The sequence below is a fragment of the Aquibacillus sediminis genome (assembly GCF_005870085.1).
Taxonomy (GTDB): domain Bacteria; phylum Bacillota; class Bacilli; order Bacillales; family Amphibacillaceae; genus Aquibacillus_E; species Aquibacillus_E sediminis.
Map to the genome: position 1 here is coordinate 83,856 of NZ_SZNM01000006.1, position 13,948 is coordinate 97,803.

General features: G+C 39.4%; 9 protein-coding genes. All 9 read left to right on the forward strand.

All coding sequences use genetic code 11. The features are described from left to right. The first annotated feature begins 14 nt into the window (after nucleotides 1-14). The 9 genes from pcrA (at nucleotide 15) to rlmD (ending at nucleotide 13,943) form a co-directional block, all read left to right on the forward strand. Nucleotides 15-2,231, forward strand: coding sequence for a DNA helicase PcrA (gene pcrA, locus FCI53_RS08625; RefSeq protein WP_425457168.1), 2,217 nt, complete (start codon nucleotides 15-17; stop codon nucleotides 2,229-2,231). 19 nt (nucleotides 2,232-2,250) lie between these two features. Then, nucleotides 2,251-4,263 carry an NAD-dependent DNA ligase LigA gene (gene ligA / locus FCI53_RS08630; protein WP_138417860.1) on the forward strand — a complete coding sequence of 671 codons (2,013 nt, stop codon included), beginning with the start codon at nucleotides 2,251-2,253 and terminating at the stop codon, nucleotides 4,261-4,263. A 2-nt stretch (nucleotides 4,264-4,265) separates the two neighbouring features. Beyond that, entirely contained in the window at nucleotides 4,266-5,441 is a 1,176-nt protein-coding gene (locus FCI53_RS08635) for a CamS family sex pheromone protein (RefSeq protein ID WP_138417862.1), read from the forward strand. Between the two features lie 613 nt (nucleotides 5,442-6,054). Further along, on the forward strand, nucleotides 6,055-7,581 hold the full coding sequence (gene putP / locus FCI53_RS08640) for a sodium/proline symporter PutP (RefSeq protein ID WP_138417864.1): 1,527 nt from the start codon (nucleotides 6,055-6,057) through the stop codon (nucleotides 7,579-7,581). Between the two features lie 528 nt (nucleotides 7,582-8,109). Next, a complete protein-coding gene (gatC, locus tag FCI53_RS08650; protein WP_138417868.1) occupies nucleotides 8,110-8,400 on the forward strand; it encodes an Asp-tRNA(Asn)/Glu-tRNA(Gln) amidotransferase subunit GatC in 291 nt (96 codons plus the stop codon). Between the two features lie 13 nt (nucleotides 8,401-8,413). Then, nucleotides 8,414-9,883, forward strand: a complete 1,470-nt coding sequence (gene gatA, locus FCI53_RS08655) for an Asp-tRNA(Asn)/Glu-tRNA(Gln) amidotransferase subunit GatA (protein WP_138417870.1) — start codon at nucleotides 8,414-8,416, stop codon at nucleotides 9,881-9,883. After that, nucleotides 9,883-11,313 (forward strand): Asp-tRNA(Asn)/Glu-tRNA(Gln) amidotransferase subunit GatB, encoded by a 1,431-nt coding sequence (gene gatB, locus FCI53_RS08660; protein WP_138417872.1) that lies wholly within the window; start codon nucleotides 9,883-9,885, stop codon nucleotides 11,311-11,313. Before gatA ends, gatB begins: the two co-directional genes overlap by 1 nt. A gap of 99 nt (nucleotides 11,314-11,412) precedes the next feature. Further along, a complete protein-coding gene (locus FCI53_RS08665; RefSeq protein WP_138417874.1) occupies nucleotides 11,413-12,327 on the forward strand; it encodes a diacylglycerol kinase in 915 nt (304 codons plus the stop codon). A 227-nt stretch (nucleotides 12,328-12,554) separates the two neighbouring features. After that, on the forward strand, nucleotides 12,555-13,943 hold the full coding sequence (rlmD, locus tag FCI53_RS08670; protein ID WP_138417876.1) for a 23S rRNA (uracil(1939)-C(5))-methyltransferase RlmD: 1,389 nt from the start codon (nucleotides 12,555-12,557) through the stop codon (nucleotides 13,941-13,943). The last annotated feature ends 5 nt before the right edge of the window (nucleotides 13,944-13,948 follow it).

Below are 13,948 nucleotides of genomic sequence, written 5' to 3' on the forward strand. Positions count from 1 at the left end.
TTGTGAGTCAAACGATGGATGACTTACTAAAAGGATTAAATAACAGGCAGAAAGAAGCTGTTCAACATACAGAAGGTCCATTATTAATCATGGCAGGTGCTGGGAGTGGGAAAACTCGAGTGCTTACCCACCGTATTGCGTATTTGCTAGGGGAGAAAGAAGTATCCCCTCGTAGTATTCTTGCCATTACATTTACGAACAAGGCTGCTAGAGAAATGAAGGACAGGGTATACCGTTTGGTTGGTCCAGAGGGGGCAAGTATCTGGGTGTCAACGTTCCACTCGATGTGTGTTCGGATTCTGAGAAGGGATATTGACCGGATTGGATATAGTAGTAATTTTTCCATTTTAGATAGTGGCGACCAGCTAACGGTGATCAAAAATATTGTGAAAGAACTCAATATTGATCCGAAGAAATTTGAACCACGAGCTATCCTTGGGGCAATTAGTTCTGCTAAGAATGAATTAGTAAGTCCTGAAGAATATAGCCAAAAGGTTGGAAATTTTTACGACCAACAAATTGCAAAAGTATATGAAAAATATCAAAAAACATTAAGAAAAAATCAATCATTAGATTTTGATGATTTGATCATGCAGACAATCCGATTGTTCGAACGTGTACCGGAAGTATTGGAATATTATCAGCGTCGTTTTCAATATATTCATGTTGATGAGTACCAAGATACGAACCATGCCCAATATTATTTGGTGAAGTTGTTAGCAAAACGATATGAAAATCTATGTGTGGTTGGGGATTCCGATCAGTCGATTTATCGCTGGCGTGGGGCTGACATTCAAAATATTTTATCCTTTGAAAAGGATTATCCAAATGCGACGGTTGTTATGTTGGAACAAAACTATCGTTCAACCAAGTCAATCCTAGATGCAGCTAATACAGTGATCGAAAACAATACAGGACGGAAACCAAAGAAGTTATGGACGGATAACACAGAAGGATCAAAAATCAATTATTATCAAGCATCAACTGAACAAGAAGAAGGGTTATTTGTTGCGAATAAAGTGAAAGATTTTATTGCCTCAGGTGAGTATGAATACAAAGACATTGCGATTCTTTACCGCACAAATGCGCAGTCGCGTTCGATTGAGGAAACATTTGTGAAATCGAATATTCCTTATCAAATCATTGGTGGTACCAAGTTCTATGATCGGAAAGAAATTAAAGATATGTTGGCTTATTTACGGTTAATCGTCAATCCCGATGATGATTTAAGCTTCGCCCGTGTTGTTAATGAACCAAAACGTGGGATAGGGAAAACATCTGTCGAAAAATTACAAGCCTATGCTGCTGATCATGATATTTCGTTATTTACCGCTGTCCAAGAAGTTGATTTTGTAGGTGTCAGTGCTAAAGCAACCAAATCACTTGCTGAATTCGGGGCGTTAATTAAAAATTGGACACAACAACAAGAATTTTTGACAGCTACCGATATGGTTGATGAGGTGTTGCGACGGACAGGTTATGAAGACATGTTGAAAAATGATCGAAGCATCGAAGCCCAAAGCCGTTTGGAAAACTTAGAGGAATTTAAAACCGTTACAAAGCATTTTGAAGAACAAAGTGAAGATAAAACATTGGTCGCATTTTTAACAGACTTAGCATTAATCGCGGATATTGATAAGGTCGATGAAGATCCAACTGCGGATGATAATATTACATTAATGACTCTACACTCGGCAAAAGGGCTCGAATTTCCAGTGGTATTCCTCATTGGTTTAGAAGAAAATGTATTCCCGCACAGTCGTTCGATTATGGATGAAGAAGAAATGGCTGAAGAACGCCGTTTAGCATATGTTGGGATTACAAGAGCCGAAAAACAATTATTCCTCACTCATGCTAAGATGCGAACGTTATACGGAAGAACCAATATGAACCCTGTTAGTCGTTTTATTAATGAAATTCCAGATGAGTTAATAGAAGGAATGGAACAAGAGAAACCATCGTCATTTGGGTCTTCTATGTCCCAACAAAAAACAAGCCCATTCGCTACAATCCAACAACGTCCGAAGAAAAGAGCAAAACGTACCACGACGACTGGTGGCGAGTCAATTGGATGGCAAGCAGGTGACAAAGCAACCCATAAAAAATGGGGACAAGGTACTGTTGTTAGAGTACACGGCGAAGGAGAAGCAATGGAGTTAGATATTGCATTCCCTGCACCAACCGGCATTAAAAGATTATTGGCTAAATTTGCACCAATAACAAAAGAATAAGTAGAGGTGTGTGTCACATATGGATCAAACAGAAGCCAAAAACCAAATAGATGCCTTACGTACACAATTGAATCACTATAATTATCACTATTATGTGTTAGACAATCCAACCGTGTCAGATTTTGAATATGATCAAAAAATGCAAGAGCTCATCAGGTTGGAAGAACAATTTCCCGAGCTAAGGACAGAAGATTCTCCTTCAATGAGGGTTGGAGGAGAACCTTTAGATGCGTTTGAAAAAGTGCAACATGAGATTCCAATGCTTAGCTTAGGGAATGCCTTTAGTGAAGACGATTTGCGCGATTTTGACCGTCGGGTACGTGAAGGCTTGGAAATAGAAAATGTGAATTATGTTTGTGAGTTGAAAATTGACGGTTTAGCTGTGTCTTTACGTTATGAGAATGGAAGGTTTACGCAAGGTGCGACTCGTGGTGATGGTCAAACTGGCGAAGATATCACCCATAATTTAAAAACGATTCGTAGTATTCCACTCAGAATTGATGAGACAGATACGATTGAGGTTCGTGGTGAGGCGTTTATGCCGCAAAAATCGTTTATTCATTTAAATGAAAAAAAGGAAGAAAATGGTGAAGAACCATTCGCGAATCCGCGTAATGCGGCGGCAGGATCTTTACGCCAATTGGATCCGAAAATTGCTGCCAAACGAAATTTAGATATTTTTCTATATGCAGTGGGCCAGTGGGAAGCAGGGACATTAAGTTCCCATAGTGAGCGGTTGAAATATTTGAAAGAATTAGGGTTTAAAACAAACCCAGAAACGAAACGGTGTGATGGCATAGAAGAAGTGATCGACTATGTGAACAGTTGGGTGGAAAAGCGTCCGAATTTAAACTATGACATTGATGGCATTGTTATTAAAGTGGACCGTCTCGATTACCAAGAGCAATTAGGTTATACGGCTAAAAGCCCACGCTGGGCAATTGCCTATAAGTTCCCAGCGGAAGAAGTGGTAACCAAACTTTTTGATATCGAATTAAGTGTAGGAAGAACCGGTGTGGTGACGCCAACTGCGTTATTGGAACCTGTAAAAGTAGCAGGAACGACGGTGCAACGGGCCTCTCTACATAATGAAGACCTTATTCAGGAAAAAGACATTCGGATTGGCGATACGGTCGTGATTAAAAAGGCTGGGGATATTATTCCTGAGGTTGTTCGGGTATTAGTAGACCAGCGAACCGAGGAACAACAGCCTTTCCGCATGCCTACGGAGTGTCCTTCTTGTGGCAGTGAGCTGGTTCGATTGGAAGAAGAGGTAGCCCTTCGTTGTATTAATCCTAGCTGTCCTGCCCAGTTGAAAGAAGGTTTAATCCATTTTGTTTCTAGAAATGCAATGAACATCGATGGTCTTGGGGAAAAAGTGATTCAACAATTATTTGAAGCAGATTACGTTCACACGATTTCCGATCTTTATCGATTGGAAAAGGACAAATTATTGGAATTAGAACGAATGGGAGAAAAATCAGTTGATAATTTGTTACGCGCGATTGAAAACTCAAAAGAAAATTCCTTAGAACGATTATTATTTGGTCTAGGAATCCGATATGTTGGTTCGAAGGCTGCACGTACGCTAGCAGAGCATTTTGAAGAGATCGACCAATTGATAAACGCCAGTTTTGATGATTTCGTTGCGGTTGATGAAATTGGTGAAAAAATGGCTGATTCAATCGTACGTTACTTTAGTGAACAGCAAGTGTTAGAATTGATTGACGAATTACAAGGCTTAGGGTTGAATATGTCCTATAAAGGTCCTAAAAAGTCAGATCAACCTGAAGACTCACCGTTCATGAATAAAACCATAGTGTTAACTGGTAAATTGGAGATCTACTCCCGTCAAGATGCGAAACAACAAATCGAGGCGTTGGGTGGTAAAGTAACCGGAAGTGTGAGTAAGAAAACAGACCTGTTAATTGCTGGAGCGGATGCAGGATCCAAATATGATAAGGCAAAACAATTAGATATTACGATTTGGGATGAACAGCAATTAAAAGAGGCATTAGAAAGTAGGGGATAACGATGCATGTAAAAAAAATGATGTTTCTATGTGTAGGCTTTGGTATCCTTTTGCTTGTGACCAGTTGTGCCCCTTCTTTTGAGCAACGGGATGAAGTTGTGGAAGAAAATCAAGATGAAACAAGTGACGAAACAGCGATTATTCCAAGGTACAATATTTCGGATGAAAATTATCGGATGCTAATTGATAATAAATTAAGTAAAGCACGTGGAGTGATTGTCAATCAAGTTGCGAATCGTCTAGATATTGATGAGTTTGAAGAAGGACTGCGTCGACACTCCAAGGAACATTTCTCAACGGATGATTACTATTTTCAGGAAGGCCAATATATAAGCGATGATATTGTTTATGATTGGCTAGAGCGGTATTCGGATGAAGAACAAAGCTCCTCCAATCCTCTAGGGTTAAATCCTGAAATTGAAGATGAAACAAGTCATGAACAACAACAAGATAATCCCAAATACTTGTCACATGTATTAGAACAAAATTATTTGCGGAGAACAGAAGACGATGGAGTTGAACTTGGAGGGGTGTCGATTGGTATTGCAATGAAATCTGTCTATCGTTATCAGGTTGAAGAATACGGTGATTATTTCTTTGAAGATATACCGCAGGATGAAATGCTGTCGGAAGCAAATAAAGTTGCAAAAGAAGTCTTACAAAGAATTCGAGAAGACAGCTCGTTGTCTGATTTAAGTGATGTGCCAGTAATGATAGCTATATATCGTGAGGAAGACCGAGCATCAATCGTTCCAGGTAACTTCGTGGCGAAAACCTATGTGCCTGCTGATCGTTCAACCATTGATAATTGGGAATCTGTTAATGAGGAATACATTCTATTTCCTTCTTCAACAGCAAGACAAAAGTATCCAGATATTTCTACCAATCTTAGTGACTTTGAATCAGATGTTGCAGATTATTTTCCGAATTACGTTAGTGTGATCGGAAAAGGATTTTATATTAACGAACAATTACAAAAGTTAAGCATTGAAATACCGATTTCCTTTAATGGGAAAGCAGAAGTCATTGGTTTCACCCAATATGTATATGGATTGGTAACAGAAGGATTTCAAAACTATTATGATCTAGAAATTAATATTACCTCCAGTGGTGATCAAGAAAGTTTAATCTCACGCAAAGCTGGTGAAGAAGAACCGTTTGTTCATGTTTACAATTAATTGAGATAGGATTTTGGCGAGTTACTGATTGCAGGTGAGGGTTGCTGCGGACATTGAGTGCGCTATTTTACATTTTCGGCTCGACTTCGAGAGTGAGCGGACTTTGAATACCTTATTTGAGCAGATTTATAGAAAATCTGCTCATTTTCTTGCGAATAGAGGAATAGATGTCCGCAAATGGGCAAAAAAGCCTCTTTTTGTTGTAAATAGAGGAACAAATGTCCGTCAGCCTGTTCCCCAAATCGGCTACGCTACCCAAACTTACAACTACCCGAACTTAATTTTATTATTTTTAATGAATACTTATCGACTTTTTCCAATATATGAGTTATGAAAACGATGTCATGTGTATAAATATGCATGGGTGGACAATTATTGGAATAAAGTTAATGTTCTGATATATTTAATATGTTATAGTCGTTTATAGTTTGTTTGTAATTTCTTAAATGCTTCAAATTGGAGCTTTTGTATAGGGGATGCATACAAGTGTATAAACAAGGAGGGAGTGTGTATGTTGACAGGGGCGACTTTATTTTGGTTATTTGTCCCAATGCCACTAATCGTTATTTTATCATTCATTACGTTATTTACTGAGGGGAGAGAAAAGTAGTACATGGGTACAGCAACATTAGTAACATTTATTGTTTATTTGATAGGTATGCTTCTTATTGGGGTGATATCTTATCGGCTAACGAATAATTTATCAGACTATGTACTTGGTGGGCGACGATTAGGTCCTGGTGTGGCCGCGTTAAGTGCTGGTGCCTCTGATATGAGTAGTTGGTTGCTCTTAGGTTTACCAGGTGCCATTTATGCTTCTGGTTTAGCTGAAGCTTGGATGGCAATCGGATTATCTGTTGGTGCGTATTTAAACTGGCAGTTTGTCGCTAGAAGGTTAAGAAATTATACAGAGGTATCGAATAACTCCATTACAATCCCGGATTTTTTAGAAAATCGTTTCCGCGATTCATCTCACTTATTACGAGTGATCTCTGCACTAGTTATATTATTATTCTTCACTTTTTATACTTCATCAGGTATGGTTGGTGGCGCGTTATTGTTTGAGGCGTCATTTGGATTATCTTACAATCAAGCTTTATGGATAGGTGCCATTGTGATTATCTCTTATACGTTCCTTGGTGGATTTTTGGCAGTAAGTTGGACGGACTTTATTCAAGGGATTTTAATGTTTGTCGCATTAATCGTTGTTCCAATACGAGCTATTTCCATTATTGGTGGTTGGGGTGCTACCATGGAAGCAGTAGAGACCATTTCGCCTAACCATTTAAATATGGTAACTGGTGTTGGTACGATAGCAATTGTTTCCTCACTCGCATGGGGACTTGGCTATTTTGGTCAGCCACATATTATTACACGGTTTATGGCATTGCGTTCAGCGAAAGATGTGCCAAAAGCTAAGTTCATTGGTACAACCTGGATGGTGTTTGGTTTATATGGTGCCATTTTCACTGGTATCGTGGGGCTAGCTTTTATTAGCAGCCAAGATGTTAGCCAACTTTCAAGCTATGGGATTGAAGTGGTGACCAATGAAGCCGGAATTCAAGTGTTGGATAATTCTGAGAAAATTTTCATTGCATTATCACAACTGTTATTTGATCCAGTTATTGCTGGTGTTTTATTAGCAGCGATTTTGTCTGCCATCATGAGTACAATTGACTCCCAATTACTTGTTTCTTCTTCTGCCGTTGCAGAAGATTTCTATAAAGCTATTATCCGAAAGAATGCAACAGAAACGGAATTAGTTTGGGTTGGCCGTGGCGCGGTTATTGTGATTGCATTAGTTGCCGTGTTCATTGCTACAGACCCTGATAGTTCTGTGTTAGAACTTGTAAGTTATGCGTGGGCAGGTTTTGGTGGTGCTTTTGGTCCAATTATTCTCCTGTCACTATTCTGGAAGGGCCTTACACGAAATGGGGCGCTATTAGGTATCATTGTTGGTGCGGTTACGGTAGTTGTTTGGGCGGAAGTATTAACCGCTAAAATGGCACCAATCTTTGGACTTTATGAAATCGTACCTGCTTTTGTGTTAAATCTTATTGTGGCGGTTATCGTTAGTTTAATTGATAAAAAGCCATCAGCAGAAATTCAAGCAGAGTTTGAAGCTGCAGCGAAAAAATAATAGACAATATGATGGAGAGTGCAAATCGCATCGCGGTTTGTGCTCTTTTTTTTGCGGATTAGATACGCGTAAGTCCGAGCAGGATACGCGCAAGTCCGAGAGAGATACGCGCAAGTCCGAGCGAGAAACGCGCAAATCCGAGCCGGATACGCGCAAGTTTGAGCAGGATGCGCGCAAGTCCGATCGAGATACGCGCAAGTTCGAGCGGGATGCGCGCAAGTCCGATCGAGATACGCGCAAGTCCGAGAGAGATACGCGCAAGTCCGAGCAGGATACGCGCAAGTTCGAGTGAGTTACGCGCAAGTCCGAGCCGGATACGCGCAAGTCCGAGCGAGAAACGCGCAAATCCAAACACGGTGCTTATTATGAAATACGCAAAGTTGGACATACTGATAAAATATGTTCAATGAAAGTAGGTACAAGTTGCCAATGTTCCCTATTTTTTGCTATTATCATAAGTATTGTAGTTATTTAATAATGAGCGATACGTTCATAAAGATACGGTAAAATTATTTGGAGGTGAAGGATATGGCTGAAATATCAAAAGAACAAGTAAAACACGTGGCACATCTTGCGCGTTTAGCGTTATCAGAAGATGAAGTAGAGAAAATGACCAAACAGCTTGGGGATATTATAGATTACGCAGAACTTCTGAACGAATTAGACACAGACAATGTGGAACCAACCACACACACACTAGATTTGAAAAATGTGATGCGTAAAGATGAACCAAGAAAATGGATTAACAAAGAAGACGCACTGAAGAATGCTCCAGATCAACAAGCTGGTCAATTCCGCGTGCCGTCCATATTGGAATAGGGAGGGAAAATGTATGTCACTGTTTGATTACACATTAAAAGAGTTACAAGAGAAATTACATAATAAAGAGATTACAGTTTCTGACTTAGTGTCCGATTCCTATACACGTATTAGGGATGTCGATGATCAAGTGAAAGCATTTTTAACATTAGATGAAGAAAATGCAATGGAAAAAGCAAAACAGTTAGATGAACAACTTGGAGCTGATGCGTCAATTCTTTATGGTGTGCCATTAGGAGTAAAAGACAATATTGTTACAAAAGGGTTAAGAACGACTTGTGCAAGTCAATTCCTAGATAACTTTAATGATCCACTTTATGATGCGACCGTTGTGCAAAAGCTTGATGAACAAAATACCGTCACCATTGGTAAATTAAACATGGACGAATTTGCAATGGGTTCCTCCAATGAGAATTCAAGCTATCAAAAGACTCGTAATCCATGGAATACTGATTATGTACCAGGTGGTTCTAGTGGTGGCTCTGCTGCAGCAGTAGCAGCTCGTGAAGTGTTCTTCTCATTAGGTTCAGATACAGGTGGTTCCATTCGTCAACCGGCAGCATTTTGTGGCGTTGTTGGCTTGAAGCCTACTTACGGTCTTGTATCCCGTTTTGGACTTGTTGCATTTGCATCTTCACTGGATCAAATTGGACCAATTACGAGAACTGTAGAAGATAATGCACATCTCCTGCAAGCCATTGTCGGACATGATCAAATGGATGCAACTTCTGCAGACATAGAGATTCCGAATTATAGTGAAGCATTACATCAAGATGTGAAAGGCTTGAAAATTGCGGTGCCTTCTGAATATTTACAAGAAGGTGTTAACCAAGAAGTACGTGAGTCAGTCCTAAATGCATTAAAAGTATATGAAGACATGGGCGCTACATGGGAAGAAGTATCACTGCCACATTCGAAATATGCTGTTGCGGCTTATTATTTACTATCTTCATCAGAGGCTTCTGCTAACCTAGCACGTTTTGATGGTGTGCGTTATGGAGTACGCTCTGAAAATGCAAACAACATGCTAGACATGTTCAAAATGTCTCGTAGTGAAGGTTTTGGTGATGAAGTAAAACGTCGTATTATGCTAGGTACGTTTGCACTATCTTCTGGTTACTATGATGCTTATTATAAAAAAGCACAAAAAGTACGTACATTAATTAAAAATGACTTTGACAAAGTGTTTGAAGACTATGACATTATTATTGGCCCAACAACACCAACACCAGCATTTAAAATTGGTGAAAAAATTGATGATCCACTAACAATGTATGCCAATGATATTTTAACAATTCCAGTAAACTTAGCGGGGGTTCCTGGTATGAGTATCCCTTGTGGGTTCTCAAGTGAAGGTTTACCAATCGGTTTACAATTGATCGGAAAACACTTTGATGAACAAACGATCTTTAAAGCAGCACATGCGTTTGAAAAAGCGACAGATCATCATAAGAAAAGACCTGCATTAGGGGGTGACCAGTAATGAATTTTGAAACAATTATCGGTCTTGAAGTACACGTGGAATTAAAAACAGACTCTAAAATCTTTAGCCCAAGCTTCAACGGGTTTGGTGCGGAACCGAACGAGAATACCAACCCGATCGATTTAGGGTATCCTGGTGTGTTACCAGTGTTAAATGAAGAAGCAGTGAACTTTGCGATGAAAGCTGCGATGGCATTAAACTGTGACATTGCAACGAACACAAAGTTTGATCGTAAAAACTATTTCTACCCAGATAATCCAAAAGCTTACCAAATCTCACAATTTGATCAGCCGATTGGGGAAAATGGTTGGATAGAAATCGAAGTAGATGGGAAAAAGAAAAGAATCGGAATTACTCGTCTACATATGGAGGAAGATGCGGGTAAGTTAACCCATAATGATGATGGCTATTCACTTGTTGACTTTAACCGTCAAGGTACCCCATTAGTAGAGATCGTTTCCGAGCCAGATTTGCGTTCACCTGAAGAGGCTTATGCATATTTGGAAAAGCTTAAAAATATTATTCAATATACTGGTGTATCCGATTGTAAAATGGAAGAAGGTTCACTAAGGTGTGACGCGAATATCTCGCTTCGCCCAATTGGACAAGAAGAGTTTGGTGTCAAGACAGAATTGAAAAACTTAAACTCCTTCTCCTTCGTGCAAAAAGGGTTAGAGTTTGAAGAAAAACGTCAACAAAAAGAGTTGCTTGCAGGTGGAGAAATCCTTCAAGAAACGAGACGTTATGATGAACAAACAAAAGAAACGATTTTGATGCGTGTCAAGGAAGGTTCTGATGATTATCGTTATTTCCCAGAGCCTGACCTAGTTCCATTATATATTGATGAGGCATGGAAAGAGCGTGTTCGTGCTGAAATCCCTGAGCTTCCAGATGCGCGTAAACAGCGTTATATTAATGAGCTGTCGTTACCAGCCTATGATGCAATGGTATTAACAAGCACGAAAGAAATGTCAGATTTCTTTGAAGCAACAATTGACCAAGGTGCTGATGTTAAACAAGCTTCCAACTGGTTAATGGGCGAAGTTTCTGCTTACATGAACAAAAATCAAAAGGAACTTCATGACCTTGCGCTTACACCTGATGCTTTAGCGAAAATGATTCAATTAATTGAAGATGGTACAATCTCTTCTAAAATTGCAAAAAAAGTTTTCGCCGAGTTAGTTGAAAAAGGTGGAAATCCTGAGAAAATTGTAAAAGATAAAGGGCTTGTGCAAATTTCTGATGAAGGTCAATTGAAAGAAATCATTACCGGAATTTTAGATCAAAACGAACAATCGATTATTGATTATAAAAATGGAAAAGATAAAGCGCTAGGATTCCTAGTCGGTCAAGTGATGAAACAGACAAAAGGACAAGCGAATCCTCCAATGGTAAATAAAATACTTTTAGAAGAAATGGATAAGCGATAAGGAAAAATGGGGGGCTGTTTTCATATGGGAGCAGCCCCTTCCGATTGAAGTGACATCGTATGAGTAAGAATGGACTTAGTATAGATAGGGAGGGCGCCTATGAAACGTGCTCGTATTATTTATAATCCAACATCCGGACGTGAGTTGTTTAAAAAAGAGCTACCAGTTGTTTTGCAGCGTTTTGAACAAGCAGGATATGAAACATCTGCCCATGCAACAACAGGTGTTGGTGATGCAACGGAAGCTGCGATTTCAGCTGTTGACCGAAAATTTGATGTCGTTGTTGCGGCTGGAGGAGATGGCACCATTAATGAAGTGATCAATGGGATAGCAGAAAAAGCCCATCGGCCTAAGTTAGGAATTATTCCAGCAGGTACGACCAATGATTTTGCTCGAGCTTTAGAAATACCGAAAAATATCCATAAAGCAGTCGATGTAATTCTTGCCGATCATTCTAAACCTTTAGATATCGGGCGTGTGAATGGTCAATATTTTATGAATATTGCAGGTGGAGGCAAGCTAACGGAACTTTCCTATGAGGTGCCAAGTAAGTTGAAGACGATGTTAGGTCAACTTGCTTATTATCTTAAAGGCGTTGAAATGCTTCCGTCTTTACGTCCCACTAAAGTTCAAATCGAATACGACGGAAAATGGTTTGAAGACGAAATTATGTTGTTTCTAGTTTCCAACACCAATTCGGTTGGAGGGTTTGAAAAGTTAGCTCCAGCAGCGTCGATAGATGACGGCTATTTTGATATGTTAATTTTGAAAAAGGCCAATCTAGCGGAATTTGTTCGGATTGCTACGTTAGCGTTACGAGGTGCCCATTTGGAAGATGAGCATATTTTCTATGCAAAAGCAAATCGAATTAAAGTTCATTCAGAGGAAAAAATGCAATTAAACATCGATGGCGAGTACGGTGGCATGCTACCTGGTGAGTTCGTTAATCTTTATCGTCATATTGAATATTTTGTTGCAAAAGAAGATACAGATCTAGATAATGATGATATGTAAATGAAACGAGCGAAATTTTTGCTCGTTTTTTGATTTTTTGTATGGAACTATTTATTTTTACAAAAAGTACAAATATCTAACTTAAATTTCCCAAAAGATTGTTGATGGTGCAGTTTTCGATAAGATCTTTCATATTTCCTGGGAAATTCAGACAAATTATGCAGGTAAGCTATTACCTGATGATTCACATATAGAAAATTACGTCAGTGAAGGACGGTTATGAAGACATGGTAAAACAGAAAACACCTGTACAAAAAAATGATACAGTAGATTTAGAGTTTGTTGATATTACACATGATGGAGATGGGGTGGGTAAGATCAATGGTTATCCCGTCTTTGTCCCATATGCCCTTCCTGGTGAGAAGGCAAAGGTGAAAGTAATTAAAGTGAAGAAAAACTTCGGGTTCGGTAAACTATTAGATGTGCAGGAACCAAGTCCTGAGCGCGTTGAGCCACCATGTGATGTATACATTCAATGCGGTGGGTGTCAACTTCAGCATATGAGCTACAAGATGCAATTAGATTTAAAACAAAACCAAGTAAAAAGTACGATGAAGAAAATTGGGCACATGGAAGATGTCCCTATTCATCCAACGATTGGTATGGAGGATCCATGGCGTTATCGCAATAAAGTACAAATTCCAGTTGCGCACCGACATGGTGAGTTGATTACAGGTTTTTATCGAAAACGGAGTCATGACATTATTGAGGGAATGGACCGTTGTGTGATCACAGCTGAAGTGAATGACCGGATGGTGGAAGCCGTACGACGCATGGCAGATCGATTAGGAATCTCTGCTTATGATGAAAAAACGCATCAAGGTGTATTGCGTCATATTATGGTTCGTACTGGTCAAGAAACAGATGAGACCATGATTGTGCTCATTACAAGGACAGAAAAAATCCCGCACCAAGAAGAATTAGTAAAAGAATTACAAGAGACATACCCACAAATTAAATCGATCATTCAAAATGTAAATAAAGAAAAAACAAATGTCATTTTAGGAAAGAAAACGAAAGTGCTTTGGGGAGAAGAGTATATTCACGATACAATCGGTGATATTAAATTTGCTATTTCAGCAAAATCATTTTATCAAGTCAATCCGCCACAAACGAAGAAACTTTATGATAAAGCACTCGAATATGCTAACTTAACAGGTGGCGAAACAGTAGTTGATGCGTATTGTGGGATTGGTACGATTTCCTTATTCTTAGCGCAAAAGGCGAAAAAAGTCTATGGGGTCGAAGTAGTACCAGAAGCAATCTCCGATGCAAAAGCAAATGCGAAACTGAATGGAATAGAAAACGCAGAGTTCTATGTTGGACAAGCCGAAAAAGTGATGCCATGGTGGACAGCCCAAGGACTAAGGCCGGATGTGATTGTTGTCGATCCACCAAGAAAAGGCTGTGACCAAGCATTGTTGGATGCGATGGTCGAAATGAAGCCATCTCGAATTGTTTATGTTTCTTGCAACCCAGCAACATTAGCACGAGACTTGCGAATTTTAGAAGATGGTGGATATGAAACCAAACAACTCCAACCTGTTGATATGTTTCCGCAGACAGGGCACGTGGAGTGCGTGGCGCAGCTAGACTTGAAACTGGAAACAAACTAAACTTC

What these genes read in the sequence shown, in the direction of transcription:
- pcrA (WP_425457168.1), top strand. Translation starts at nt 15, where the DNA reads ATGGATGACTTACTAAAAGGATTAAATAACAGGCAGAAAGAAGCTGTT.
- ligA (WP_138417860.1), top strand. Translation starts at nt 2,251, where the DNA reads ATGGATCAAACAGAAGCCAAAAACCAAATAGATGCCTTACGTACACAA.
- FCI53_RS08635 (WP_138417862.1), top strand. Translation starts at nt 4,266, where the DNA reads ATGCATGTAAAAAAAATGATGTTTCTATGTGTAGGCTTTGGTATCCTT.
- putP (WP_138417864.1), top strand. Translation starts at nt 6,055, where the DNA reads ATGGGTACAGCAACATTAGTAACATTTATTGTTTATTTGATAGGTATG.
- gatC (WP_138417868.1), top strand. Translation starts at nt 8,110, where the DNA reads ATGGCTGAAATATCAAAAGAACAAGTAAAACACGTGGCACATCTTGCG.
- gatA (WP_138417870.1), top strand. Translation starts at nt 8,414, where the DNA reads ATGTCACTGTTTGATTACACATTAAAAGAGTTACAAGAGAAATTACAT.
- gatB (WP_138417872.1), top strand. Translation starts at nt 9,883, where the DNA reads ATGAATTTTGAAACAATTATCGGTCTTGAAGTACACGTGGAATTAAAA.
- FCI53_RS08665 (WP_138417874.1), top strand. Translation starts at nt 11,413, where the DNA reads ATGAAACGTGCTCGTATTATTTATAATCCAACATCCGGACGTGAGTTG.
- rlmD (WP_138417876.1), top strand. Translation starts at nt 12,555, where the DNA reads ATGGTAAAACAGAAAACACCTGTACAAAAAAATGATACAGTAGATTTA.